Origin of the sequence: Pseudomonas sp. CCI4.2 (genome assembly GCF_034350045.1) — a bacterium.
GTDB lineage: Bacteria > Pseudomonadota > Gammaproteobacteria > Pseudomonadales > Pseudomonadaceae > Aquipseudomonas.
Genome location: NZ_CP133781.1, coordinates 3981573 through 4005644 on the forward strand (window position 1 = coordinate 3981573; position 24072 = coordinate 4005644).

General features: G+C 55.6%; 23 protein-coding genes. 14 read left to right on the forward strand and 9 right to left on the reverse strand.

The genetic code is table 11. The features are described 5' to 3' along the window. Positions 1-296: 296 nt before the first annotated feature. From gnd to RHM65_RS18150, 4 genes are all read left to right on the forward strand, one after another. Entirely contained in the window at positions 297-1274 is a 978-nt protein-coding gene (gnd, locus tag RHM65_RS18135; protein WP_322164537.1) for a phosphogluconate dehydrogenase (NAD(+)-dependent, decarboxylating), read from the forward strand. Beyond that, positions 1274-2803 (forward strand): glucose-6-phosphate dehydrogenase, encoded by a 1530-nt coding sequence (gene zwf, locus RHM65_RS18140; protein ID WP_322164535.1) that lies wholly within the window; start codon positions 1274-1276, stop codon positions 2801-2803. Before gnd ends, zwf begins: the two co-directional genes overlap by 1 nt. Further along, positions 2800-3618 (forward strand): HAD family hydrolase, encoded by an 819-nt coding sequence (locus tag RHM65_RS18145; RefSeq protein WP_322164534.1) that lies wholly within the window; start codon positions 2800-2802, stop codon positions 3616-3618. The genes zwf and RHM65_RS18145 overlap by 4 nt, the downstream gene beginning before the upstream one ends. A gap of 94 nt (positions 3619-3712) precedes the next feature. Continuing rightward, positions 3713-5536: a glycoside hydrolase family 15 protein gene (locus RHM65_RS18150; RefSeq protein WP_322164533.1), complete on the forward strand. Its 1824-nt coding sequence runs from the start codon at positions 3713-3715 to the stop codon at positions 5534-5536. 15 nt (positions 5537-5551) lie between these two features. Here the strand turns inward: RHM65_RS18150 and alkB are convergent, their stop codons facing one another. The 3 genes from alkB to RHM65_RS18165 all read right to left on the reverse strand — a co-directional run bounded on the left by alkB (position 5552) and on the right by RHM65_RS18165 (position 6878). Then, entirely contained in the window at positions 5552-6232 is a 681-nt protein-coding gene (gene alkB, locus RHM65_RS18155) for a DNA oxidative demethylase AlkB (RefSeq protein ID WP_322164532.1), read from the reverse strand. Positions 6233-6357: 125 nt separating this feature from the next. After that, complete coding sequence (locus RHM65_RS18160) at positions 6358-6537, reverse strand: hypothetical protein (RefSeq protein ID WP_322164531.1); 180 nt, start codon at positions 6535-6537, stop codon at positions 6358-6360. Between the two features lie 35 nt (positions 6538-6572). After that, positions 6573-6878 carry a DUF1883 domain-containing protein gene (locus RHM65_RS18165; RefSeq protein WP_322164530.1) on the reverse strand — a complete coding sequence of 102 codons (306 nt, stop codon included), beginning with the start codon at positions 6876-6878 and terminating at the stop codon, positions 6573-6575. Between the two features lie 164 nt (positions 6879-7042). Here RHM65_RS18165 and RHM65_RS18170 point away from each other — a divergent pair, with 164 nt between their 5' ends. Together RHM65_RS18170 and RHM65_RS18175 are read left to right on the forward strand one after the other, a co-directional pair. Next, positions 7043-7396 carry a hypothetical protein gene (locus RHM65_RS18170; RefSeq protein WP_322164529.1) on the forward strand — a complete coding sequence of 118 codons (354 nt, stop codon included), beginning with the start codon at positions 7043-7045 and terminating at the stop codon, positions 7394-7396. A 35-nt stretch (positions 7397-7431) separates the two neighbouring features. Continuing rightward, entirely contained in the window at positions 7432-7662 is a 231-nt protein-coding gene (locus RHM65_RS18175; RefSeq protein ID WP_322164528.1) for a hypothetical protein, read from the forward strand. Positions 7663-7739: 77 nt separating this feature from the next. Here RHM65_RS18175 and RHM65_RS18180 read toward each other — a convergent pair whose 3' ends face one another. Continuing rightward, complete coding sequence (locus tag RHM65_RS18180) at positions 7740-8021, reverse strand: hypothetical protein (protein WP_322164527.1); 282 nt, start codon at positions 8019-8021, stop codon at positions 7740-7742. A gap of 112 nt (positions 8022-8133) precedes the next feature. Beyond that, positions 8134-8325: a hypothetical protein gene (locus tag RHM65_RS18185; protein WP_322164526.1), complete on the reverse strand. Its 192-nt coding sequence runs from the start codon at positions 8323-8325 to the stop codon at positions 8134-8136. Between the two features lie 292 nt (positions 8326-8617). Here RHM65_RS18185 and galU point away from each other — a divergent pair, with 292 nt between their 5' ends. The 3 genes from galU (at position 8618) to RHM65_RS18200 (ending at position 14661) form a co-directional block, all read left to right on the forward strand. Then, entirely contained in the window at positions 8618-9457 is an 840-nt protein-coding gene (galU, locus tag RHM65_RS18190; protein ID WP_322170957.1) for a UTP--glucose-1-phosphate uridylyltransferase GalU, read from the forward strand. 119 nt (positions 9458-9576) lie between these two features. After that, positions 9577-10935 carry a glutathione-disulfide reductase gene (gorA, locus tag RHM65_RS18195; RefSeq protein WP_322164525.1) on the forward strand — a complete coding sequence of 453 codons (1359 nt, stop codon included), beginning with the start codon at positions 9577-9579 and terminating at the stop codon, positions 10933-10935. Between the two features lie 84 nt (positions 10936-11019). Next, positions 11020-14661 carry a GAF domain-containing protein gene (locus RHM65_RS18200; protein WP_322164524.1) on the forward strand — a complete coding sequence of 1214 codons (3642 nt, stop codon included), beginning with the start codon at positions 11020-11022 and terminating at the stop codon, positions 14659-14661. Between the two features lie 221 nt (positions 14662-14882). On the opposite strand, the gene RHM65_RS18205 is transcribed toward RHM65_RS18200, so the two are convergent. Continuing rightward, positions 14883-15887, reverse strand: coding sequence for a DNA-binding protein (locus tag RHM65_RS18205; RefSeq protein WP_322164523.1), 1005 nt, complete (start codon positions 15885-15887; stop codon positions 14883-14885). A gap of 176 nt (positions 15888-16063) precedes the next feature. Here RHM65_RS18205 and RHM65_RS18210 point away from each other — a divergent pair, with 176 nt between their 5' ends. The 4 genes from RHM65_RS18210 to RHM65_RS18225 all read left to right on the forward strand — a co-directional run bounded on the left by RHM65_RS18210 (position 16064) and on the right by RHM65_RS18225 (position 20082). Then, positions 16064-17023, forward strand: a complete 960-nt coding sequence (locus tag RHM65_RS18210; protein ID WP_322164522.1) for a site-specific integrase — start codon at positions 16064-16066, stop codon at positions 17021-17023. Positions 17024-17125: 102 nt separating this feature from the next. Next, the gene (gene ahpC / locus RHM65_RS18215) at positions 17126-17689 is read left to right on the forward strand and encodes an alkyl hydroperoxide reductase subunit C (RefSeq protein ID WP_322164521.1); all 564 of its coding nucleotides are present in this window, start codon (positions 17126-17128) and stop codon (positions 17687-17689) included. A gap of 135 nt (positions 17690-17824) precedes the next feature. Continuing rightward, the gene (ahpF, locus tag RHM65_RS18220; RefSeq protein WP_322164520.1) at positions 17825-19387 is read left to right on the forward strand and encodes an alkyl hydroperoxide reductase subunit F; all 1563 of its coding nucleotides are present in this window, start codon (positions 17825-17827) and stop codon (positions 19385-19387) included. Between the two features lie 173 nt (positions 19388-19560). Further along, positions 19561-20082, forward strand: coding sequence for a DUF3833 domain-containing protein (locus RHM65_RS18225; protein ID WP_322164519.1), 522 nt, complete (start codon positions 19561-19563; stop codon positions 20080-20082). 229 nt (positions 20083-20311) lie between these two features. Here RHM65_RS18225 and gloA read toward each other — a convergent pair whose 3' ends face one another. Then, positions 20312-20833 (reverse strand): lactoylglutathione lyase, encoded by a 522-nt coding sequence (gene gloA / locus RHM65_RS18230; RefSeq protein WP_322164518.1) that lies wholly within the window; start codon positions 20831-20833, stop codon positions 20312-20314. A gap of 167 nt (positions 20834-21000) precedes the next feature. Between gloA and RHM65_RS18235 the strand changes: the two genes are divergently transcribed. Continuing rightward, complete coding sequence (locus tag RHM65_RS18235) at positions 21001-21552, forward strand: DUF4946 domain-containing protein (RefSeq protein ID WP_322164517.1); 552 nt, start codon at positions 21001-21003, stop codon at positions 21550-21552. 548 nt (positions 21553-22100) lie between these two features. On the opposite strand, the gene RHM65_RS18240 is transcribed toward RHM65_RS18235, so the two are convergent. Together RHM65_RS18240 and RHM65_RS18245 are read right to left on the reverse strand one after the other, a co-directional pair. Further along, the gene (locus RHM65_RS18240; protein ID WP_322164516.1) at positions 22101-22463 is read right to left on the reverse strand and encodes a histone-like nucleoid-structuring protein, MvaT/MvaU family; all 363 of its coding nucleotides are present in this window, start codon (positions 22461-22463) and stop codon (positions 22101-22103) included. Positions 22464-22837: 374 nt separating this feature from the next. Continuing rightward, entirely contained in the window at positions 22838-23941 is a 1104-nt protein-coding gene (locus RHM65_RS18245) for a tetratricopeptide repeat protein (protein ID WP_322164515.1), read from the reverse strand. Between the last annotated feature and the right edge of the window lie 131 nt (positions 23942-24072).

Sequence of the window (24072 nt, forward strand, 5' to 3'; positions counted from 1 at the left end):
CGTGTTTCGACTCAGCGTTGGACGTGTGAGAATTTCAGGCTTCGGTTAAGCGTGAATCTTCGTTAGCCTACTGAGCTATCGGTGGCGATTCTGATTTCTTTTATTCAGGAATGGAACTTTTTTATTTTTAATTGTCGCGAATGTTTCTTGATCGCGAAAATCTACTGAATCAGGCAGGCTCACCCACGCCCCCTGCCTTTGATACCCCCTGGTCCGGCCGCTGTGGACTATCTGCTATGTACTGCTGGGCTATATAAGGTGAGGCATCCCTTTCTTCGTATTAAGGAGCACCCCACATGCAACTTGGGATTATTGGACTGGGCCGCATGGGCGGCAATATCGCAAGACGGTTGATGCTTAATGGCCATACTACGGTCGTTTACGACCGCGATGAGAGCGCTCGTGCCGTAATGGCTAAGGAAGGTTCCACCGCCGTTGTTGACCTCGCTGCGCTGGTCGCGGGCTTGGAAAAACCCCGGGCGGTGTGGGTCATGCTCCCGGCGGGCGCTCCCACCGAAGACACGGTCAATGCCTTGAGTGAGCTGCTGGAGCCGGGCGATGTGATCATTGATGGCGGCAACAGCTTCTATAAAGACGATATTCGTCGCTCCCAGGCGCTCACCCAGCAACAACTGCACTATGTCGATGTCGGGACGTCAGGCGGCGTGTGGGGCTTGGAACGCGGTTACTGCATGATGATCGGCGGCGATGTCGACGTGGTTAAACGCCTGGATCCGCTGTTCGACAGCTTGGCTCCCGGCTATGGCTCCATTGAGCGCACCAAAGACCGCAACGCGGCCGACGACCGTGCCGAGCGGGGTTACATTCATGCCGGCCCTGCGGGTTCCGGGCATTTCGTGAAGATGATCCACAACGGCATCGAGTACGGGATGATGCAGGCGTTTGCCGAAGGGTTCGACATCCTCAAGATGAAAAACTCCGACCACTTGCCGCCTGAGCAGCGCTTCGACCTCAATGTTGCCGATATTGCTGAAGTCTGGCGTCGGGGTAGCGTCGTGTCCTCATGGTTGCTGGACCTGACTGCCGACGCGCTGGCCACTGATCCGCAGCTCAATGCTTACTCCGGCAATGTGGCCGACAGTGGTGAAGGTCGCTGGACCATTGATGCGGCCATGGAGCAATCAGTGCCGGTGCCGGTACTGTCTAGCGCATTGTTCGCGCGTTTTCGCTCACGGCAGGAAAGCACCTACGGCGATAAAATGCTGTCTGCCATGCGTTTCGGTTTTGGCGGCCACAAAGAGGGACCAAAATAATGGGTCTGTCGCGAACCACCTCCAATCAAGCGCCGAAAGTTGCCCCGCCGGCCACGTTGTTTCTGTTCGGCGCCCACGGTGATTTGGTCAAACGCTTGCTGATGCCTGCGCTGTATAACCTCAGCCGTGATGGTCTTCTGGGCAACGGCGTTCACATTGTTGGCGTTGACCATAACGCGATTAGCGACGCTGATTTTGCAAAAAAACTCGAAGACTTCATTCGCCAGGAAGCGGCCAGCAAAGTCGCCGAAGGCGGAGCCGAACCGCTGGACCCTGCCTTGTGGAGCGATCTGGCCAGCCGTATCAGCTATGTGCAGGGTGATTTTCTCGACGATTCGACTTACAGCGACATTGGCGAAAAAATCAAAACCACCGGCTCGGGTAACGCAATCTTTTACCTCGCTACAGCACCCCGCTTTTTCAGCGAAGTCGCCAAGCGTCTGGGCTCGTCGGGGTTGCTGGTCGAGAGTGACGACAGCTTCCGGCGCGTCGTGATCGAAAAACCGTTCGGGTCCGACTTGCCGAGCGCGGTAGGTCTCAATGCTTGCCTGCTAAAGGTGATGGCTGAGAAGCAGATTTACCGGATCGACCACTACTTGGGCAAAGAGACCGTGCAGAACATTATGGTCAGCCGTTTTTCTAACGGCTTGTTCGAATCGTTCTGGAACAACCATTACATCGACCACATTCAGATCACTGCCGCAGAAACCGTGGGCGTTGAAACCCGAGGCAGTTTTTACGAGCGTACCGGTGCATTGCGAGACATGGTGCCCAACCACTTGTTTCAGTTGCTGGCCATGGTGGCCATGGAACCACCGGCCGCGTTCGGCGCCGATGCGGTGCGCGGCGAAAAAGCCAAAGTCATTGGCGCGATTCGCCCGTGGACGCAAGAAGAGGCGTTGGCCAACTCGGTACGCGGTCAGTACGCAGAAAGCACGGTGGGCGACCAAAGTGTCGCCGGGTATCGGGAAGAGCCCAACGTCGCGCCGGACAGCACCACGGAAACCTACGTCGCGTTAAAAGTGATGATCGACAATTGGCGCTGGGTCGGCGTGCCGTTCTACCTGCGTACCGGCAAGCGCTTGAGTGCCCGTGACACTGAAATTGCGATCTGCTTCAAACCTGCGCCTTACGCGCAGTTTCGCGATACGGACGTTGAGCAGCCAAAGCCCAACTATCTGAAGATCCAGATTCAACCGAACGAGGGCATGTCGTTCGACCTGCAGGCTAAGCGACCAGGGCCTACATTGGACATCGTCGACATCGAGCTGGGGTTTGCTTACAAAGACTTCTTCGAGATGCTGCCGTCGACCGGTTACGAAACCCTGATCTACGACTGCTTGGCCGGCGACCAAACCTTGTTTCAACGGGCCGATAACATCGAAAACGGCTGGCGCGCCGTGCAACCGTTTCTGGATGCCTGGGCCAAGCACCCCAACGTCGAGCAGTACAAGGCGGGCGAAGAAGGCCCCGCTGCTGCCGATGAGCTACTGGCGCGCGACGGCTTTGAATGGCGCACTATCGGATGAGCGACCCCGCGCAACCCCTCATCCAGTTTTTGCTGTCCGACATCGACGGCACCTTGCTACGTCCCGACCACAGCTTGAGCCAGGCCAACGCCGACGCGATCAAACAACTGCGCGCTGCGGGCATTCGCTTTACCTTGGCCAGCAGTCGTCCTCCCAGGGCCATGCGCCAGCAGATCGAAGCCTTGGGGATTGATTTGCCAACCGTGGCGTTTAACGGCGGCTTGATCACTCATCCCGATGGCCGGGTGTTGTCAGCCCACCGTATTCCACGGGCAGCGGCGAGTGCGAGCCTGGCGATGTTTACTGGCCAGGATTGCTCGGTGTGGGTCTTCGCCGATGACCAATGGTTGTTGCGCGATCTCAATGGGGCGTTGGTCGACCATGAGCGCAAGACACTGGGTTACGACCCCATCGTGGTCTCCAGTTTCGAGCCATATCTGGATCGGATCGACAAAATCGTCGCCGCCAGCGCCAATCACCAACTGTTGAAAGACCTTGAGGCACAGCTCAATCCGCAGATTGACGGCTTGGCATTAGCGTCGCGGTCGCAGTCGTACTACTTGGACGTCAATGCCGTGGAAGCCAACAAAGGCAACGCGCTGGTGACCCTCGCCGAATTTCTGGGGGTGCCACTGAGCCAGACTGCCGCTATTGGTGACGGTAGCAATGACGTGGCGATGTTCCATGTCGCCGGGTTGTCGATTGCTATGGGGCAGGGCGATGAAAGTGTTCGCAGCCAGGCCGATTACGTGACAGGCAGTAATTTAGAGGACGGTGTGGCGACAGCCATTAGGCGCTATATTTTGCCGCGCTAAACGTACACCGCTAAACACCATGCACCACCCTGCAGGCCTCCGGGAGCGGGGCCTGTTCGAAAACTCATTCACTGACATTTTCGGATACTTACCAATGGCCGCACTAATTGAAGACTACGCATTGCTCGGCAACTGCAAGACTGCCGCGCTGGTCGCCAAGGACGGTTCACTGGATTGGTTATGTTTCCCTCGGTTTGATTCCCCCGCATGCTTTGCTGCGCTGCTGGGCGAAAGCAGCAACGGTCGCTGGAAAATCGCGCCGTCGGATGTGGTCACTCGCTCCGAAAGACGCTATCGCGAAGGTACGCTGATCCTCGAAACTGTGTTTGAGACCAACGCCGGGCGCGCCATGCTGATTGAATTCATGCCCACTGAGGTGGGCAGTAGCGTGGTGCGCATCGTGGTGGGTCTTGAGGGCCGCGTCGAATTTGGCATGGACCTGGCCATACGCTTCGACTACGGCAGCAGCGTGCCGTGGGTCGAAATGAAAGACGAGTACACGCTGACGGCAATTGCCGGTCCAGAAATGCTGATTCTGCATACACCGGTTGAGCTCCATGCTTTCGACCATCACACCGGCAGTCACTTTTCGGTCGAGACCGGCCAGCGCAAGGTGTTTGTGCTCAGCCATCAGACGTCGAATCACCCCGTGCATGCCGGCATCGACGGCGAAGCGGCGCTGAAGAACACCGAGCATTTCTGGCTAAAGTTTTCCAGCCGCTGTCCAGAAGTAGGGCAGTGGTCGGCGCAGGTCAAACGCTCGCTGATTACCCTTAAAGCACTGACGTATGAACCTACTGGCGGGATTGTCGCGGCCGTCACGACGTCGTTGCCGGAACAGCTGGGCGGCGAACGTAACTGGGATTACCGTTTTTGCTGGCTGCGCGATGCAACCATGACCTTGTTGGCGCTCATGAACCTTGGGTACTACGAGGAGGCAGAGGCATGGCGAGCCTGGCTGTTGCGCGCAGTGGCGGGCAACCCGGAACAGATTCAGATTATGTACGGGCTGGGTGGCGAACGAAGATTGCCCGAATATGAACTGCCCTGGCTGACCGGCTACGAAAACTCGGCCCCGGTGCGTATCGGCAATGCGGCGGCCACACAGGTGCAATTGGATGTCTTCGGAGAAGTGGCCGACGCCATGGTCCAAGCCGCCAAAGGTGGGCTGCCAAGGCCCCCTCGCAGTGCAGCGATCATCAAGGTGATCATGCCGTTTCTGGAAAAGGTCTGGCACCTTCCGGACAAAGGCATTTGGGAAATTCGCTCCGAGCCGCAGCATTTTACCCATTCCAAAGTCATGGCTTGGGTGGCCTTCGACCGAAATGCGCACCTCGCTGAGCAGTCCGCGGAAAACGATGAAGACCTTGCCTTGGCGTTCCATTACCGGACCATCGCCAACGAGATTCATGCTGATGTTTGCCTCAACGGCTTTGATACCCAGCTCGGCAGTTTTGTACAGACGTATGGCTCAACGTCCTTGGACGCAAGCTTGTTGCAGATTGCCCTGACCGGCTTCTTGCCGGCTGCCGATCCAAGGGTCGTGGGTACCGTGGCCGCTATCGAAAAGGCGCTGGTGGAGGACGGTTTACTGTTGCGCTATGACGCCGACCGTACCGTGGATGGTGTTTCGGGTCATGAAGGGACATTCCTCGTGTGTTCGTTCTGGCTGGCCGACGTTTACGTCCTGTTGGGGCGTTATGACGATGCAGAGGCATTGTTCGAGCGGTTATGTGGGCTGTGCAACGATGTGGGTCTGCTCGCTGAGCAATATGACCCGAGGGAAAAACGGATGCTGGGTAATTTCCCCCAGGCATTCAGTCATATCGGGATCATTAATACAGCGCTCAATCTGCATCGCTCGGCATGCCCGGCGGTATCCAGGGCCAGTGGTCACAGCGATGCAACCGTGGGCTAAGCCCGTTGCGGAGGGTTATTCAGCTTTGCGAAAGGTGAAGTTGATGCGTTGTTCACCCAGCAAGGGGTGGTCGGCCTGTTTGAGCGGCAGCACACCGTGATAGCGAAGTCGGTCTTCACCACCCCACACCACGACATCGCCATGGAAAAGCGACACGCGCTGGGTTTTGTCGCTACGGTCGAGTCCACCAAACAAGAAGCTCGCGGCGATGCCTAATGACACCGAAACAACGGGCCATTGGTAACCACGTTCGTTTTTGTCCTGGTGCAGGGACATCTTCGCACCGGGAACATAGCGATTGATCAGGCAGGCGTCGGGGGTGAAACCGGCAAAACCACATTCTGTTGCTGCAGACTGGGCCAGCTGCATGAATACGTCCGGTAAAACAGGCCATGGCTTGCCGGTCTCTGGATCGATTCGGGTATAGCGATAACCGTTGCGATCAGTGACCCAGCCAAGGGTGCCGCAGTTGCTCAAGGCAACCGACATGGTGAACCCGCCGGGGGTCATCATGTGCCTGAAAGGGGATTGTTCGAGGACGTGTTGCAGGGCGGGTAGCACGCGTTCAATCAGCGGCAGTGCGAAGCCCCTCAAGACAAATGATTGTGGGCCGATTTGCTCGGTGCGCGGCGCTTGAGTAACGTCGTCGGCAAATAAATCCAATGTGCCGGGTTCAGAGCCGCTGCGCTTGAGCATTTCAATCTCTCCACGAACGGTGTTACGTCCGCTGCCTGGCCACGACTGATGTCAGTGGCTGCCTCGGCGCCCACGGTGGTCTGGTAAAAGCCCGAAACCTGTGGTCGAATCCCGGGATGCAGGGGTTAGAGTGCTTTGCTGACTTTTACGTCAGTCACTTTATCGCCGCTGCCGCTGTGCATCTTTTCAAGGGTCGCGGTCGCTTCTTCTGATGACTCTGCGTGTAACTGGGCGAACTCGAATCGACGTTCACCGTTGAGTTTGTAGCTAATCGCATATTTGGTGGTGGCAGTGGGGGTGCTCACAAGCGGCTCCTTTCTTCAGGCGCTATTTATACGTGTCAGCTCAGCCGTGTAGCCGAGCGACGAACGATTTTGATGGTGTGAGTGAATGCGGGTTTGCAGCCACCACCGGTGTCGGCTTTACGGCCAGACGTATCGATGGTGATGTTCCAGAAGCCGGTGCTTGGCGCTGCTATTTTTGCCGGGAACCGGTCGAATGCGCCGCCATGATAGGTATGACGACCACCGTTTTTGAAGCTGCGAAAATTGGCGTCATTCATCAAGCGAATGTTACAGAGCTGGGAACACTCGATGACGACGAGGTCGTCTTCGTTGAGGTGTTCGCGCTGATGTACAAATTTCATGGTGTCTCCAAAAAGGCTTTTTCTGCAAAATCAAAACGATAGCATGGGCGCGACGGCATTTATCCGCCGCGAGTGGTTTTATTGCGTTTATACCCGATAAAAGTGCCTAAACAGGGATCTATTCGGTCACAAGCGTGTCGTAGGTCTTTTAGTGGAGCGATTGTATGAAAATAGCTGTGGTGGTTTTGACACTTGCGATGACTGGCTGCGCGACGGTTGCCGAGATTGAGCGTACCCCTCCGACCCTGAGCGTAATTTCCGGCAAAAGCCCTCAGAGTTATGCTGACTGCTTGGTCCACAAACTTGCCGGTAGCCGCAAACCGCCACTGGTTGAGCCGCATCATGACGGTTTGCGCATGATCATTTCGCAGAACTTCAATTCCGACCCTGCTGCGGTAGTATTGATTGAGAGCCGTAGCAACAACGGCAGCTCAATCAAGCTGTATGAGCATCTGTCCAATGTGCCAATACGGCCCAAAGATGTGCAAAACGCCGCGACTGCCTGCATCTCGGGTTGATAAATGTGCCGCACAACCTAATTGATGGAGCAGCAATGAAACGCGAAGTGGTAAAGCAACGGCATGCCGAAGGCCAAATTTCGGCGACGCACATTATTCAAAATCCGGCAGTAGTCGGCGAGTGGATTGTTTTTTTCAAGAAGAGCGAGGGCAGAAGTTTTTTTCTGGTGGATGACGGCGATGAGGTCGAATCTTTCACTCAGCTGGATGATCTGGTGGTGATAGTCCGAGGGTTGGGAATCAAGTTTGCCGAAATCCATCTTTAGCAGTGGTTGCGTCTAAGCGGGCGGTTCGCAAACTTCACCCGCAACACGCAACACTCAGTGTTCTGCCATTCTTTTAGTTATTTGCACATCACCACTAGGCTGCGGCTTTTGAAGTTGCCGACATCAACCCCGAGGGTCTTGTCGCTTTCCTTGGGTTGTGGGGTGCCGTTGGTTGCAACAATGTTGTAGCCCTTGTTGGGGCAAGAGGCGTCTGCTTTTTGGTAGCAGCTGTCCCATGACATCGCCTCGCCTGAGCAATCAATGCTAACGCCTTGCTGGCCGTTGTTCAGGTAGGTGTTAGAGGCTGTAGCGCAACCGGCGATTCCCAATACCGCGACAACCAGCAAAAGTTTGTTCATGATTTTCGTGCTTCGTAATAAGGGCGGATGGGAGTGAGTTACCAGACGTCATGGCTGAACGGTTCGACCCTGCGATGACGTAATCGTTGTGCGTTCGTCGCTGTGTTGTTTTTCAGGTTTTAGGCCCGGAGCGCCGACGAGAATGAGCCTTGGGTTGGTCTTGCAGGACAGCGGCCACCTCAATGGCTGCGCTTTCCGAGGCGAACGGGCCGGCGATCGCTTCGCCGCTGGCATCCGATACCCACCACTGGCCATCTTGAAGTTTGTTGATCAAGTAACCGTTAACATTTTTCACTTCCGACATCGGTCTCTCTCGCTGAATGGTTCAAGCGGCACATGATAGAGCGCCTGCTCGTAAGCTGCACATTATTCCCGCACAGTCAGGTGCGTTCAGCTAGGCTTTGTGAGGCTAAATAGGCGTTATTACTGCTGCTCTCAGACGAGGGCAATCTCCACGCGACGGAACTATCGTGGCGTAAATCTCTCTATCAAGGCATAGGATGGCCAGTAAGGGCATTGTAAGGTGCTCTGTGCCTGATTAGACTGCGCCGCAATAGCCACCGCCTTTTTTATTAGGGAATTATATGAGCCAGAATGTGATCAAGAAATGCTTGTTCCCAGCAGCCGGATACGGCACGCGCTTTTTGCCTGCAACAAAAGCCATGCCCAAGGAAATGCTGCCAGTGGTCAACAAACCGCTGATTCAGTATGGCGTGGAAGAAGCACTTGATGCTGGCTTGAAAGAAATCTCCATCGTGACGGGTCGTGGCAAACGTGCATTAGAAGACCACTTCGATATCAGTTACGAGCTTGAGCATCAAATCAAAGGCACCGACAAAGAAAAATACTTGGTGGGTATTCGTCGAATCCTGGACGAGTGCAGCTTTTCCTACACTCGCCAAACTGAAATGAAAGGCTTGGGTCACGCGATTCTCAGCGGCCGTCCTTTGATCGGTGACGAACCCTTCGCCGTGGTACTGGCGGATGACCTATGCGTAAACCTCGACGGTGACGGCGTTCTGACCCAGATGGTCAAGCTGTACAACAAATACCGTTGCTGCATCGTCGCCATCCAGGAAGTACCGGCGGACGAAACTCAGAAGTACGGTGTCATCGCTGGCGAAGAAATCCACCCGGGCCTTTACCGTGTCAGCCACATGGTTGAAAAACCCAAGCCTGAAGACGCACCGTCCAACCTGGCGATCATCGGTCGTTATATTTTGACGCCGGACATCTTCAAAATGATTGAAGACACCCCGCCCGGTAAAGGCGGCGAAATTCAGATCACCGATGCACTGATGAAAATGGCGGAAGAGGGCAACGTCCTCGCCTACAAATTCAAAGGCCAGCGTTTCGACTGTGGCGGCGCCGAAGGCTACATAGACGCGACCAACTTCTGTTTCGAAAACTTCTACAAAACCGGCAAAGCTTACTGAGTCATTGCCCGTTTGGTTGTAGGACAAAGCCACCGTTGGGTGGCTTTGTCGTTTCTGGCTGTCAGCACTGACCCCGCTCGCCGAAGCGGTTATGCTGTGCACCTGCTAAGGAGACAGCAATGGCCTACGACTTTGACCTTTTTGTGATTGGTGCCGGTTCCGGCGGTGTACGGGCGGCACGTTTTGCTGCGGGTTATGGCGGCCGAGTGGCGATTGCCGAGAGCCGCTATCTGGGCGGCACGTGCGTTAATGTCGGCTGCGTGCCGAAAAAATTCCTGGTGTACGGGGCGCATTTCTCCGAAGACTTCGAGCAAGCCAAAAGCTACGGTTGGTCAGCCGGTGAGGCTGAGTTCGATTGGGCGACCCTGATCAGCAACAAAGATCGTGAGATTCACCGTCTTAACGAGATCTATCGCAGCTTGTTGACCAACAGCGGGGTGACCCTGCATGAAGGCCACGCCAAGCTGGTAGATCCGCATCGGGTCCAAGTCAATGGCCAGACTTACAGCGCAGAACACATTTTGATTGCGACTGGCGGCTGGCCGCAGGTTCCGGAATTTCCGGGCAGTGATCTGGCGATTACGTCCCAGGATGCATTTTTCCTCAATAAGCTCCCTAAACGTATTATGGTCGTCGGTGGCGGTTATATTGCGGTTGAGTTTGCGTCGATTTTCAATGGTTTAGGGGCCGACGTGACCCAGCTGTATCGCGGCGAGCTGTTCCTGCGTGGTTTTGATGATGCGGTTCGGGTTCATCTGAAACAGGAATTGGTGAAGCGCGGCATTGATCTGCAATTCAACTCAGACATCGAACGTATCGACAAAAATGACGATGGCAGCTTGCATGTGGTCCTTAAAGACGGTCGGCTGCTGACCACCGATTGCGTGTTCTACGCGACGGGCCGTCGACCTATGCTGGACAACCTCGGTCTCGAAAACGTTCAGGTAAAACTGAACAAGGCTGGCTTCATCGAAGTCGATGAGCTTTATCAAACCAGCGAACCGTCTATTCTGGCACTGGGCGACATCATTGGCGGTGTGCAGTTGACTCCGGTAGCGCTGGCTGAAGGCACGGCGTTGGCGCGCCGGCTGTTCAAGCCAGAGCAGTATCGGCCGGTGGACTATCGTCATATCCCAACGGCGGTTTTCAGCTTGCCGAACATTGGCACGGTGGGTTTGACCGAAGAAGACGCTAAGAAAGCTGGTCACACGGTGGTGGTATTCGAAAGCCGCTTCCGCCCCATGAAGTTGTCGCTTACCCAGGATCAAGAGCGCACGCTGATGAAGTTGGTGGTCGATGCTGATACAGATCGGGTGCTCGGTTGTCATATGGTCGGGCCAGAGGCAGGTGAAATCATCCAAGGCCTAGCGATTGCGTTGAAGGCGGGCGCAACCAAGCAGATTTTTGACGACACGATTGGCGTGCATCCGACCGCAGCCGAAGAGTTTGTCACGCTGCGCACACCGGTTGGCAGCTGATTCAGCGGCCAACCGAGCATCACTCGATCACAGGGAAGTGGGTCGAGGCATAAATAAGAAATTTATAGGACGCGGGCCCATTTCTTGAACAACCAAAACGTTTGGACGTCACTGCCTTGGTGTGAGCAGGATCGGCTTACCGCCCTTGCGCGGCTGGACATACTTGACACGCCCCCAGAGCGAACATTTGAAGAGCTTGCCAGCCTTGCGGCGTATCTGTGCGATGCGCCCATGGCGCAGATCAACCTGATCGACGTTGATCGGCAATGGTCCTTGGCACAATTCGGTCTGGCAGAGGGCGATCAACCCCTCGAGTATTCGTTGTGTGCCCATGCCATTCAGCAGGCGGACGGCATGATCATTGAAGATCTGTCGGCCGATCCCCGGTTTGCCAAGCATCCGCAGGTTGCTGGGGGTGCCCGGTTACGATTTTATGCCAGCGCCTTATTGGTTTCGCCCTATGGACCGTTGGGCGCGTTGTGTGTGCTCGATGTGCGCCCCCGGCATCTGTCCGAACGGCAGATAGCCGCCCTGGCGACATTGGCGAGTCAGGTGGTCAGTCAGTTGGAGCTGCGCCGTGCACTGGTCACTCAACGTGAAAGCGAGGTTCGCCACCGGCAGCAACAAGCGCGCCAGGCGTTTTTGCTGCAGCTCAGCGATCGCTTGCACGACGCGGTGCGCGCTGAAGATGTGGTGTTCAATCTGGGCGAGAGCTTGGGCTCGACTCTGGAAATCCAGCGTATAGGTCATGGTCGCTTCGACGCGCAGGGCTTATTGACCATTGAGAGCGAATGGCTAAAAAGCTCGGCGCGCAGCAGTCGTGGCTTTCATCAAATTGACGAATATGGCGAAGGTTTGTTCGAGCGCTTGACTCAAGGCGAGTTGATCGCCGTTGAGGATGTGTGCAGTGACCCGCGTACGGCCGCTGCCGCACAGCGTTACGCCGATTACAACGTTCGCAGCATATTGATTGCGCCCTTGGGCGATGACTTGGGTTTCAATGCACTGCTTTATATAAGCTCGGAGCAGCCGCGACAGTGGTCGCCCGAAGACATTGCTCTCGTACGTGAAGTGGTGGAGCGCACCCAGGCGGCGGATGAGCGAGCCAAAGCGCGCAACGCCCTGTTGGAAGCCGAGCAGCGGGTCAAGTTGGCGAACTCCATCGCTGCCGTGGGTGTCTGGGAGTACACCATCAGCCGCAATCAACTGCACTTTGATAGCCAAGCGCGAATGATTGCCGAGCTGTCGCCTGAGCAGCTCGATCCAACGGTCGAAGATTTTCTGGTCGCCGTCCACGTCGAGGATCGAAGCGCCTTGGTGCAGGCTGTCGCGCAAGCACTGAGCGCTCGCTCTACCGGCGAAATCAGCCTCGATTTTCGAGTTCATCCGCGTGTCGATGGCTTGCCGAGCTGGCTGACGATCCGTGGGCGGCGGATGCAAGAGCGCGACGGTACTGTGCGTTTGATTGGGACCGCGCGAGACATTACGCTCGAACGCAACGGTGAAGAAAATCTCCGCCGAATCAATGCGGTATTGGAAAGCCAGATCGTTGAGCGTGCATGTGCCGAGCGCTTTCAGGCGGCGTTGTTGATCCTGGGTGATCAATTACGCGAAAAAACCGGTTGTACGGAGATCCGACAGGCCGCGGCCAGAATTTTGGGCATGACACTGGGGATTGAGCGCGTCGCGTTTGCCACTGTTGACCTTGAACAAGACAGCATTGTCATTAAACGTGATTGGGTGCTGGGGGCAGTTCCAAGCCTTGTTGGTGTTTACAGCCTCAATAGTTTCGGCGCGTTATTTGACGCGATGCGCCGTGGCGAGGGCGTGGTCATCAACGACACTCAGCTGGATGCGCGTACCGCCCAAGGCGACGGTGAATGCCAGGCGCGTGGCATGCGAACGCTGATCAACATCCCGCTGCTCGAACAGGGTGTTATCACCACATTATTGATGTTGCACGGTGTGCAGCCGCGCATTTGGAGCGACGAAGAAGTCAGTTTTGTTCGTGATGTTGCCGAACGCAGCTGGGTTGCCATGGAGCGTTCACGTGCCGAGCGGGCACTGCGCGATAGCGAGCTGCAATTTCGCACCTTGGCCGACAACATGAGTCAGTTGGCCTGGACCGCCGAGCCGTCCGGCAAAATCTATTGGTACAACAAGCGTTGGTATGACTATACCGGCACTTCGCTGGAAGCGATGTTGGCGTTGGGCTGGCGCTCGGTTCACGACCCTGCGCACTTTGACCGAGTCACTGCGCGGGTCAAGCATTGCTTCGCGACCGGGTCGGTGTGGGAAGATACGTTTCCCATGCGAGGCAGGGATGGTAACTACAGCTGGTTTCTGTCTCGGGCGCTGCCCATTCGAGACGGTTTGGGTCATGTCACGCATTGGCTGGGAACCCACACCGACATCACCGCTCAGGTTAACGCCGAAGAAGCCTTGCGTGAGCTCAATGACAGCCTCGAGCGGCGAGTGGCTGAGCGGACTCGCGAGATGGTCACGATCAACGAGTTGCTGCAAGTTGAGATGTCCGAGCGCGAAAGTGCCGAAGAGGCGTTGCGGCATGCGCAAAAAATGGACGCCATCGGTCAACTCACCGGCGGCATTGCCCATGACTTCAATAACATGCTCACCGGTGTGTTGGGTGCGCTGGATTTGATTCAACGGCGCGTCGCAGCAGGACGCGTGGCGGAGGTGGATCGCTATATCAACGCCGCAATGACCTCGGCCAATCGCGCGGCGTCCTTGACCCATCGACTGCTGGCGTTTGCCCGGCGTCAGTCGCTTAACCCTCAAGCCGTGGACGTTAACCAGATGGTGATGTCGATGGAGGAATTGCTGCGACGCACCCTCGGCGAGAGCATCGAACTGTGCATCGACCTTCAACCCCGGTTGTGGCAAGCCAATACCGATGAGCATCAGCTGGAAAGTGCGTTGTTGAATCTGGTAATCAATGCCCGCGACGCCATGCCTGAGGGTGGTCGTCTGACGGTCAGTTCCACGGTGGTTCATGTTGATATTCAGCGGGAAGCCATGGCTCCGGGCGAGTATGTTCTGCTCAGCGTCGAAGACAGTGGTTTTGGCATGTCGCCTGAGGTCATCCGGCGAGCATTTGATCCGTTCTTCACTACCAAGCCGATTGGGCAGGGTACGGGTCTGGGGCTGTCGATGGTCTATGGATTCGTCAAACAAACCGGCGGCCACGTACAGATCGAAAGCGTGGTCCAAGAAGGCACCCGGATTCAGCTGTATCTTCCTTGCCATCTCGAGCAAGGGGCGCGCCATATCGCGGAGCCAGAGAGTCTCAGCGCTCCCCGGGCAGTGAGGGGCGAGCAAGTGCTGGTGGTCGAAGACGAGGTCGCGGTGCGCCTTCTGGTAATCGACGTGCTGCGCGAACTCGGTTATTCGACGCTTGAAGCCGGTGACAGCAAGACTGCGCTGCCGGTACTGCAAAGTGCGGAGCGTATCGATCTGCTGATCAGTGACGTAGGGTTGCCGGGGCTTAACGGTCGCCAGCTGGCGGAAATGGCTCGGCAATTCCGTCCGGACTTGCCCGTGTTGTTCATGACCGGTTACGCGCGAAACGCTGAAGTGCGGGCTGAGCTGCTCGATCCTGGTATGGACATACTGACCAAGCCCTTCAGTGTCGATGAGTTGGCGCTGAAAGTACGGTCGATGATCGGCGACACGCGGTGTGTGCCCGATGAAAGGCTTCCCGAATAAAATCGGTCGGATTTTCTGTAGGAGCCAACGTGTTGGCGAGGGTCCTTTGGACCTGATCGCAGCCTTCGGCAGCTCCTACAGAAGTCTGTGCAGCGCCAAAATCCGTGGGACCGAATTTATTCGGGAAGGCTTCAGTCCTGACACCCTGCAACCTCAAACTACCCAAAGTGCCACACAGTTTGCTGCGCGACAGCGCGGCGTCGAAGACGTGGCGGACTCTCCTACAGGGGTGTGGTTAGTTCGGGCTCTTTCTGCGTGGCAAGCAGCGCTGCGGACTCAAGGGCCAGTTGGGATTTGATCAGCTCTAGGTGCAATGTCTGATTGGCCTGCGCATGTTCATTCACGGTTTGCTTGAGTGCGCTGCTTTCATCCAGGGCCGCGCTCAAGCGCTCTTGCAGCAACGCGCACTGGGTGTGGGTGAGCTGGTACTGTTCGCCAAGTCTGGTCGTCTCGTGAGTCGCTTTTTTCAGCTGTTCCTGTTGCGCACTCAGCTCGCGCAACGTACTGCGTGTTTCGCTTAATAAACGTTCATTGTCTCGGTTTAGCTGAGTGATCTCCTCCTGCCGTACCATCGCGGCCTGTTGCGCCTGGCGTATTTCCATCTGTACCTGCTGCCGTTGGCCTTCGTGACGACGCTGCTCCTGTTCGCGTTGCTCCTTGACTGAATTGCGATAGTGCTCAAGTGCGTCGCGGGCATGCAGGTGCTTTTCTTCCAGCGAGCGAATTTGTCCATCCTTGTCCTGCAGGCGAATGTCTTGATCTAGCTGCGACTGAGTCAGGCGAGCGTTAGACGTCTGTTCGGCTTGCAACGCGGCGCTCGTACTGTCCAAGGCGAGGCTTTTTGCGTTCAGCTCAGCGGTCAGCGTATTCAGTTGTCGCTCTTGGGTGCTGACATGCAACTGAGTCCTTGCCAATTCCTCTGACAATGTTTGCATCTGGTCGTCAAACACCGCCTGGGCCAGATGAATGCGCTCTTGGGCCTGTTCCTTTAGTCGCTGAGCAAGACGACTCACCAACTCAGTCAGTTCATCACTGACCTGGGGGGCGGGGGCGGAGCTTTTGGACTCCTGCTCATCGAGTTCCTTCAAGTAGCGGTGAATGGTGGTTTTCGATCCGGTGTTGCCCATCTCGATACGCACCGCGTCAATGCTCGGATTTTCGCCGCGAGCGAGCAACGCCATGCGTGCCGTTTGAACCACTGCCTTATTGACTCCGCCGCGTGCCATGCATTGCTCCTACGATTTCGTACTGTGGTATGTACACTGTAATTACATACTATAAGTTTGGCAATTACGTTCTAAAATTAACGAAAATACACACGGGATATACTGGTATTATCCCGTGTCATTTACGGAAACCAATTTTATAAGGTGGTTTTCAGTACACAACGGGCGCGCTTGGCATGTATGACTTGGACCGCTACCTGATCGCTGCTACTCGTGACAACACGCAGCGCAGCTATCGGGCGGCCATTGAGCATTTTGAAGTGACATGGGGCGGCTTCCTGCCCGCGACCAGCGACTGCGTCGCCCGTTACTTGGTCGCGTTCGCTGGCGTGTTGTCGATTAACACCTTGAAGTTGCGTTTGTCGGCCTTGGCGCAATGGCACAACAGCCAGGGATTTGCTGATCCGACCAAGGCGCCAGTGGTGCGCAAGGTGTTCAAGGGCATTCGGGCCCTGCACCCCGCGCAGGAGAAGCAGGCCGAGCCTTTGGAGTTGCAGCATCTGGAGCAGGTGATCGCAATGCTTGATCGAGAGGGTGCGCAAGCGCTTGTCGATCACGATCAACCGGCGTTGTTGCGTTGCCGTCGCAACACTGCCCTGATTTTGTTGGGCTTTTGGCGGGGGTTTCGCAGCGATGAGTTGTGCCGGCTAGACATCGAGCACGTTCAAGCGATTGCCGGCTCGGGCATCAGCCTGTATCTGCCGCGCAGCAAAAGTGATCGCGACAACCTCGGCAGAACCTACCAAACGCCAGCGCTGCAGCGCTTGTGCCCGGTGCAGGCCTATATCGAATGGGTCAACTGTGCGGCGCTGGTGCGTGGGCCTGTGTTCAGGGCCATTGATCGCTGGGGCAATCTGGGGGAGGAGGGCTTGCACGCCAACAGCATTATTCCGCTGCTACGCCAGGCGCTGGAGCGTGCGGGCCTTCCTTCCGAGCAGTACACCAGTCATTCATTGCGCCGAGGCTTTGCCACGTGGGCCCATCAGAGCGGTTGGGACTTGAAATCGCTGATGACCTACGTCGGCTGGAAGGACATGAAATCGGCCTTGCGCTACATCGAAGCCACGCCGTTTAAGACGCTGAATGACCTCACACAGCTGTCACAGATTTCTTCTATTAATAGAGATCTCTTATAGTGAAAGGTAATCAGCAGCATGAGGTTTGCCAATGAGCCTATATCGCTGATTATGCGTAAGATCCACTTCATTAGCTTTTCCCAACCATCAGGAGATTCACCGATGCCTATCATCAACAGCCACGTCAAACCATTTAAAGCCACGGCGTTCGTCAACAACGAATTCGTTGAAGTCTCGGAAGCCAACCTGAAAGGCAAATGGTCTGTCGTTTTCTTCTACCCGGCTGACTTCACCTTCGTTTGCCCTACCGAATTGGGCGACCTGGCTGACAACTATGCTGCGTTCAGGAAACTGGGCGTTGAGATCTACGGTGTGTCCACCGACACCCACTTCGCTCACAAAGCCTGGCACGATACTTCCGACGTGATCGGCAAAGTCACCTTTCCACTGATCGGCGACCCGACTCACGTGATCTCCCGCAACTTCGACGTGTTGATCGAAGAAGCAGGACTGGCTGACCGTGGCACCTTCGTGATCAACCCAGAAGGTCAGATCAAAATCGTTGAACTGAACGATGGCGGCGTCGGCCGTGACGCTTCTGAGCTGCTGCGCAAAGTTAAAGCCGCTCAATACGTCGCTGCTCACCCAGGCGAAGTTTGCCCAGCTAAATGGAAAGAAGGCGAAGCCACTCTGGCCCCGTCGTTGGACCTGGTTGGCAAGATCTAAGTCGACATGCATCGGCTGGGGGCCATGGGCTCTGCTTTTAAGCACTAAGTAAACCGCATCGCCCCCAAAAAACGCCCGGGCGACTATCGCTCGGGCGTTGTTTTTTCTACCGAATCAAAAAAAGGAAATCGCGCCATGTTGGACGCCAATCTTAACGCCCAGTTGAAATCGTACCTGGAACGGGTTACCCGCCCAATCGAGATCGTTGCGTCCCTTGATGACGGCGCGAAATCTCAAGAAATGCTGGAGCTGCTTAAAGAAGTCGCCAGCCTTTCGACTTTTATTACGCTTAAAGACAACGGCTCCGATGTGCGTACTCCATCGTTCTCGCTGGACAGCCCAGGGCAAAACATCAGCCTGCGTTTCGCCGGCATCCCTATGGGTCACGAATTCACCTCGCTGGTATTGGCGCTGCTGCAAGTCGGCGGCTACCCCTCCAAGGCCAGCGCGGACGCCATTGAACAGGCGAAATCGCTGAAGGGCGATTTCACCTTCGAAACATACTTCTCCCAGTCGTGTCAGAACTGCCCGGATGTTGTTCAGGCGGTAAACCTGATGGCCGTGCTCAACCCGAACATCAAACACATCGCTATTGACGGTGCGTTGTTCCAGGCTGAAGTGACTGACCGTCAGATCATGTCGGTGCCTAGCGTCTACCTCAACGGCGAGCTGTTCGGCCAGGGTCGCATGGGCCTGGAAGAAATTCTGGCCAAAATCGACACCAGTGCTGGTGATCGTCAGGCAGAAAAGCTCAACGCCAAAGACGCCTTCGATGTACTGGTCGTCGGCGGCGGCCCAGCGGGTTCAGCCGCTGCGATCTACGCGGCACGTAAGGGTATTCGCACCGGCGTCGCGGCGGAGCGTTTTGGCGGTCAGGTGCTCGACACCATGGCCATCGAAAACTTTATCTCAGTTCAGCACACTGAAGGTCCGAAACTGGCCGTTGCGCTGGAAGAACACGTCAAGCAGTACGAAGTCGACATCATGAATCTGCAGCGCGCAGATCAGTTGATCCCAGGCAAGGCGGGCGAGCTGCACGAAGTGAAATTCGCCAGCGGGGCCTCCCTCAAAGCCCGTACGGTGATTATTGCGACAGGTGCAAGATGGCGCGAAATGAACGTGCCGGGCGAGCAGCAATACCGGAACAAGGGCGTAGCGTATTGCCCGCACTGCGACGGTCCGCTGTTCAAGGGCAAACGTGTTGCGGTCATCGGCGGCGGAAACTCCGGCGTCGAAGCAGCAATCGACCTGGCCGGTATCGTCAAGCACGTCACCCTGCTGGAATTCGACGTGCAACTGCGCGCCGATGCGGTATTGCAGCGCAAGTTGTTGAGCCTGCCGAACGTCACCGTCATCACCAATGCACTCACCACAGAAGCGCTGGGCGATGGCCAGAAAGTTAACGGTCTGCGCTACAAAAACCGTTTGAACGACGAAGAGATTGCCATCGACCTGGAAGGCATCTTTGTTCAGATCGGCTTGCTGCCTAACACCGACTGGCTCAAAGGCACCATTGAGTTGTCACCGCGCGGCGAGATCATTGTGGATTCCCGTGGCGAGACCTCGATTCCCGGCGTCTTCGCCGCTGGCGACGTCACCACCGTACCGTTTAAACAGATCATTATTGCCTTGGGCGAGGGTGCCAAGGCATCGCTAAGCGCATTTGATCACTTGATTCGCACGTCAGCGCCAGAGTAAAGCCTCGGGCGTCGCAGCATAGCGATAGAAAAAGTCGGAATTTGATAAGGGTTTCGGCTTTTTTTTGGCCTGTCGTAACCATTTGGGCATCGTTCTGCGAAAAAAAAGGTCGATATCTGTCTGCACCCGAAACCATAAGCGTTAAACGGTGCGTCCCCTCATGAGGAAGTCATATGTTGAAAACAATAGCGTTGGCGCTGACCTTGGGTCTGGCGGGTTGTAGCGGTGTCCAGGTGACGCAATACAGTCAAGAAACCCCGAAACTCGACCTGCGCGATTACTTCTCGGGGCAGGTGTTGGCGTCAGGTATTTTTCAAAAACGCTCGGGCGAGGTAACCAAACGCTTTCATGTAGTGATCGATAGCCACAGTGAAGGCGATGCGCTCATCATGCATGAGACTTTCAATTACAGCGACGGCACAAAACAGACCCGGGTCTGGACCTTGCGTCCAGATGGTCCAGGACACTGGCGTGGCACGGCGAGTGACGTGGTCGGCGAGGCATTCGGCGAGGTTTCAGGCAATACCTTCCATTGGAACTACGTGCTGAACCTGCCGGTGGACGGCAAGACCTACGAAGTTCGTTTTGACGACTGGATGTACATGCTCGATGACAAAACCTTGGCCAATCGTTCCTACATGAGCAAGCTGGGTGTCGAGTTGGGACAAGTGACGTTGTTCTTTCGCAAGCAGTGAAGAGTGCACCTAGTCGGTCTTTGTGATTTCTGAGGGACCGAATTCATTCGGGAAGCAGGCGCCTCGGTATGTCTGGAACACCGCGCCGCTACCTTCCCGAATAAATTCGGTCCCACAGATTTTGGCGCTGGATAGATTTTCGCGGGAGTTGCCGAAGGCTGCGATAAGTCCGAACCAGCTTCGCTAACCAGTTGGCTCCTACAAAAGATGCGTTATGGGGAGGGTCAAATCACAGCGGTGTCGGCTGAATGATCTCAACCCAGTACCCATCCGGGTCTTTGATGAACGCCAGGCTGTTCATGCGACCATCCGCCAGGCGTTTCTGAAACGGCACACCCAGGGTTTCGAAACGTTCGCAGGCCACGTGGACATCGGGTACAGAGATGCAAATGTGCCCAAAACCGCGCGGGTCAGCGTTGCCGTTGTGATACGCGATGGCCGGATCATTCTCGGTGCCGTGGTTATGCGTTAGCTCTAGAATCCCGGGGATGGACTTCATCCACTGGTTACGCGCACTGCTGTCAGCAGGGATCAGCGCTTTGTCGACCAGCGCAAGAAAGTACAGGCTGAATTCGGCTTCCGGAAAGTCACGCTTTTCAACCAGGCTGAAGCCCAGCACGCGAGTATAAAAATCCAGCGAGGCGGTGATGTCCTTGACCCGCAGCATGGTGTGGTTGAACACAAAACCTTGTGTTGCGGTTTCCGGTACGGCAGTGACGCCGGCAAAGGTGTTCAATTCGTGCAAGCTCATGGAAATCTCCGGTTCAAATAGTCGTGCAACTGCTAAAGGATACGGGTCAGAGCAATCAGTGCCAAACCCGAACGGTGAGGAGGTTTCGATAAAAACAGTGCTAAGCCTTGTTCCACGAGGGGGACAGGCCCAAACTTTCCTGCTCAACAGTTCCGGTGATACCCATCATGATCTACCCGCAATGCAAATCGTCGTTGATAAGCCTGGGCCTGCTGCTAGCCGTTAGCAGCGCTCACGCCGCCTATGCGATGGTGACCTGGCCTGCGGGCTGGGAAGTTGAGCCATTGCCTGCTACAACCGCAACTGAAGGGCAGCCATCAGTCCAGATGAGACAGCGTGCGGTGAAGAATGATCAGAATGGAAATCCGGTCATGGTCATGGAACTCACCCAAACGCGGCTTCAGCCAGGGCACGAGGTAAATGTGCAGAGCGTGTTGTTGGAGATGCGCAAGGCGATTCAGATCAACTTTGCCCGCGATGGCTTCCAAAGCGTTTGTAGCAAAGTCCACGAGGGCACCCTGAGTGCATTGCCTACGCTGGAGACGACCTGCAGCATTACTCAGAACGGCGGTCACGTGATGACTCAGACGCTGGTGGCGGCGGCAACCAAGGACACGGCGTGGTCGTTGTCATACGCAGGTTCTGCTGACGGCTATGCCGCTACGAAGGATGAGGTGCAGCATATTCGCGACAGCCTTCAGTTAGTAGTTGAGCAATAGCACTCCGCTGTTAGTGGCATAGCAAGTGTTAAAGGGATGGCGCCAAATAACAGGAAAAAAGAAGCCCGCCGAAGCGGGCATTGGGGCGCTAATCCTTTAGCAGCCTTCATCGTGTAAGAATCGATGTGAAAAATATGTGAAGGATTTCCGTTCCCGACTAATGGAGTTCAGACGCGGGTTGCGGGTGTACTCAAAAACAGTGAAAGGCACTCTACCAGCCTTCAGATGAATTATTCAGAATGTGACCATTCAACATTGAAACGCCACTAGATTATCTGGCGTCGTGTATTAAGCCGGACGTTTACTGCAAGCGCCTTGTGTTACATCCCTGACAGTCGAAACATGATGAAAGGTCCAATACAACACGTAGGACATAGTCTGAGTCGGCTGTACGAAAATGTACTGCTGAAACGTCAGAACTATTTTTTTGCCCATCTAGTGATACTTTCCTGTCTGAACGCTGAACGAGTTACATATTAGCGCGAACGTAATATTGACAGCCATTAAAAAGCCCTGCCAAGCAGGGCTTTTTAAGTGTGACAGTTTGATCAGGCGCGAAGCCATGAATCTACAGCGTCAACACCGTACTGCTCTTTCCAGGACTTCAGGCCGCGGTGATTGCCGCCTTTGGTTTCGATCATTTCGCCGGTGTGCGGATTCTGATAAACCTTGACGACACGGGCCCTGCGACGCTTGATTCCTGATGGGGCGGCCTGTGGTAGCGAGCTCTTGGGGTCGAGGATGGCGACGATGTCGCGCAGGCTCTTGCCGTAGGTGCTCATCAAACCTTGAAGCTTTTGTTCGAATTCAATCTCCTTCTTTAGTCCGGCGTCATTCTTCAAAGTCTCCAGCTGTGCAAGCTGTTCTTGAAGGGCTTTTTCTGCTGCGCGAAACTCGGCAAGTCTGGACAAATAGGTTTACTCCGACAGTGTAGTTGGCTGATTTTAGCCTGACAAAGCGATAAGAAAAAAACGTCTGGCCGATGCGATCCCTCAGTTCTCTACCCAACCCCCTGAGCGTTTTCCGTCGGGGGAAGAAACTAACGGTTTGCTGTCAATCACGTTTGGTGAAAGGGGTAGTTGTTAACCAGCGACGGACAAATCATGCACTTTTTTTTCGAGTTAGAAAATAGTCTTATGCAATTCATTAGAGTAAAGGGAAATTTACACTTAACCGGCAGTCGTGTTTTTTGTCATATCGGGAGAAGCTGCTTGTAAGTTATTTCCGAGATTAGCGGGGTCTGTGGAAACCATTAGCGCCCGCTACGGGCGCCTGATTTAGAGCCTTAGAGGCCTTGCTGCAAGGCCGGGTCGTCTGGATTTTGTTGCTCAAGTTCTGCGAGCAACACTTGGACCTTTTGCAACTGACCGCTTTCTTGCCAGTAATGTATCAGGAGCACTCGGCTGCGTCGGTTGGCGGGTTGACGCTGCAAAATGTCTTCAAGCTGCTTCTGCGCAGGCTCCAATTGCTCCAGACCGTGCAGCGCGACCGCCAGGTCATAGCGGAAATCATTGTTTTCCGGGTCCAACTCCACGGCTTTTGTCAGGCCCAGCAGCGCGTATTCGCTTTGCCCGTGATTGAGCAACCACATACCAAAGGCGTGCTGCAGCATCGAAGACGAGGGATTGTGCTCAAGCAGCTGTCCCAGCAGGTGCCTGGCTTTTTCAGCTTGCCCTTGCTTGTCGAGAAGGTCGATCTGCGCCAGTGCGGCCTCCAGATTGCCCGGCTCAAGGGCGAGGGCCTGCTCCAGGGCTGTTGCGGCCCGTGCTGGATCATTGGTGTGCAAATAAAGCCTGGCCAGTTGCAGTTGACTTTGACTGGTCGCGGGGACCTTGGCTTGCAGCGCCGTTTTATATTCCTCGACGACTTGCTCCAACGGGGTGAAATACAACCCGACTTCATCTGGCGTGAGTCCCAGCAATGCTTTCGCCGCGCTGAATCGGGTATCCGGCTCTTTTTCATCGAGCAAAGGGCCCAGCAACACGCTGCGCTGACTTCCAGATACGAGTTTGACGATCGCATCAATCGCCGCTTGTCGAACGAGGACTTCATCGCTGTGCAGCGCTTCGCCGGCCAGCTTGAGCGCCTGCGGACCTGGGAAATTTGACAGTTCAACCAATAGGCCTGCACGTCGGGGGCCGGACAAGTCGGTGCGGGCGAATTGCTGATAAAGCACGCGGGCGGCACCGGGTTTGCCGTCTTGAGCCTGTGCCAGAGCGCGGCCGTAACTGATGGTGTGGACAATAGCGGGCGGAGCAGAGGGGCCACTGCGCAACCAAAGCAGACCACCCCCTACAGCGATGGCCAGACATGCGATGGAGAAACCAATGGGCCATCGACGACGGGTTTTCGGCTCGGCGGGTGAACCGTTTAAAGGCGGTTTGGGCATACCAATTTCCAATTCATAACGGCTTGCAGCTTCAGCGAGTGGTTGTCAGCTGTCAAACGACGATCGCAGGGTGCGGTTGCCAGACGAGCTTTTCCGGGCTCAAAAAAAACGCCTCCCAGAAACAGGAGGCG

Bases quoted from the DNA above. Each gene is read 5' to 3' on its own strand.
- RHM65_RS18245 (WP_322164515.1), bottom strand. From the start codon at position 23,941: ATGCCCAAACCGCCTTTAAACGGTTCACCCGCCGAGCCGAAAACCCGT.
- RHM65_RS18185 (WP_322164526.1), bottom strand. From the start codon at position 8,325: ATGTCGGAAGTGAAAAATGTTAACGGTTACTTGATCAACAAACTTCAA.
- RHM65_RS18205 (WP_322164523.1), bottom strand. From the start codon at position 15,887: ATGGCACGCGGCGGAGTCAATAAGGCAGTGGTTCAAACGGCACGCATG.
- gnd (WP_322164537.1), top strand. From the start codon at position 297: ATGCAACTTGGGATTATTGGACTGGGCCGCATGGGCGGCAATATCGCA.
- ahpF (WP_322164520.1), top strand. From the start codon at position 17,825: ATGTTGGACGCCAATCTTAACGCCCAGTTGAAATCGTACCTGGAACGG.
- RHM65_RS18235 (WP_322164517.1), top strand. From the start codon at position 21,001: ATGATCTACCCGCAATGCAAATCGTCGTTGATAAGCCTGGGCCTGCTG.
- ahpC (WP_322164521.1), top strand. From the start codon at position 17,126: ATGCCTATCATCAACAGCCACGTCAAACCATTTAAAGCCACGGCGTTC.
- RHM65_RS18210 (WP_322164522.1), top strand. From the start codon at position 16,064: ATGTATGACTTGGACCGCTACCTGATCGCTGCTACTCGTGACAACACG.
- RHM65_RS18170 (WP_322164529.1), top strand. From the start codon at position 7,043: ATGAAAATAGCTGTGGTGGTTTTGACACTTGCGATGACTGGCTGCGCG.
- gloA (WP_322164518.1), bottom strand. From the start codon at position 20,833: ATGAGCTTGCACGAATTGAACACCTTTGCCGGCGTCACTGCCGTACCG.
- RHM65_RS18165 (WP_322164530.1), bottom strand. From the start codon at position 6,878: ATGAAATTTGTACATCAGCGCGAACACCTCAACGAAGACGACCTCGTC.
- RHM65_RS18225 (WP_322164519.1), top strand. From the start codon at position 19,561: ATGTTGAAAACAATAGCGTTGGCGCTGACCTTGGGTCTGGCGGGTTGT.
- RHM65_RS18175 (WP_322164528.1), top strand. From the start codon at position 7,432: ATGAAACGCGAAGTGGTAAAGCAACGGCATGCCGAAGGCCAAATTTCG.
- zwf (WP_322164535.1), top strand. From the start codon at position 1,274: ATGGGTCTGTCGCGAACCACCTCCAATCAAGCGCCGAAAGTTGCCCCG.
- gorA (WP_322164525.1), top strand. From the start codon at position 9,577: ATGGCCTACGACTTTGACCTTTTTGTGATTGGTGCCGGTTCCGGCGGT.
- RHM65_RS18145 (WP_322164534.1), top strand. From the start codon at position 2,800: ATGAGCGACCCCGCGCAACCCCTCATCCAGTTTTTGCTGTCCGACATC.
- alkB (WP_322164532.1), bottom strand. From the start codon at position 6,232: ATGCTCAAGCGCAGCGGCTCTGAACCCGGCACATTGGATTTATTTGCC.
- RHM65_RS18150 (WP_322164533.1), top strand. From the start codon at position 3,713: ATGGCCGCACTAATTGAAGACTACGCATTGCTCGGCAACTGCAAGACT.
- RHM65_RS18180 (WP_322164527.1), bottom strand. From the start codon at position 8,021: ATGAACAAACTTTTGCTGGTTGTCGCGGTATTGGGAATCGCCGGTTGC.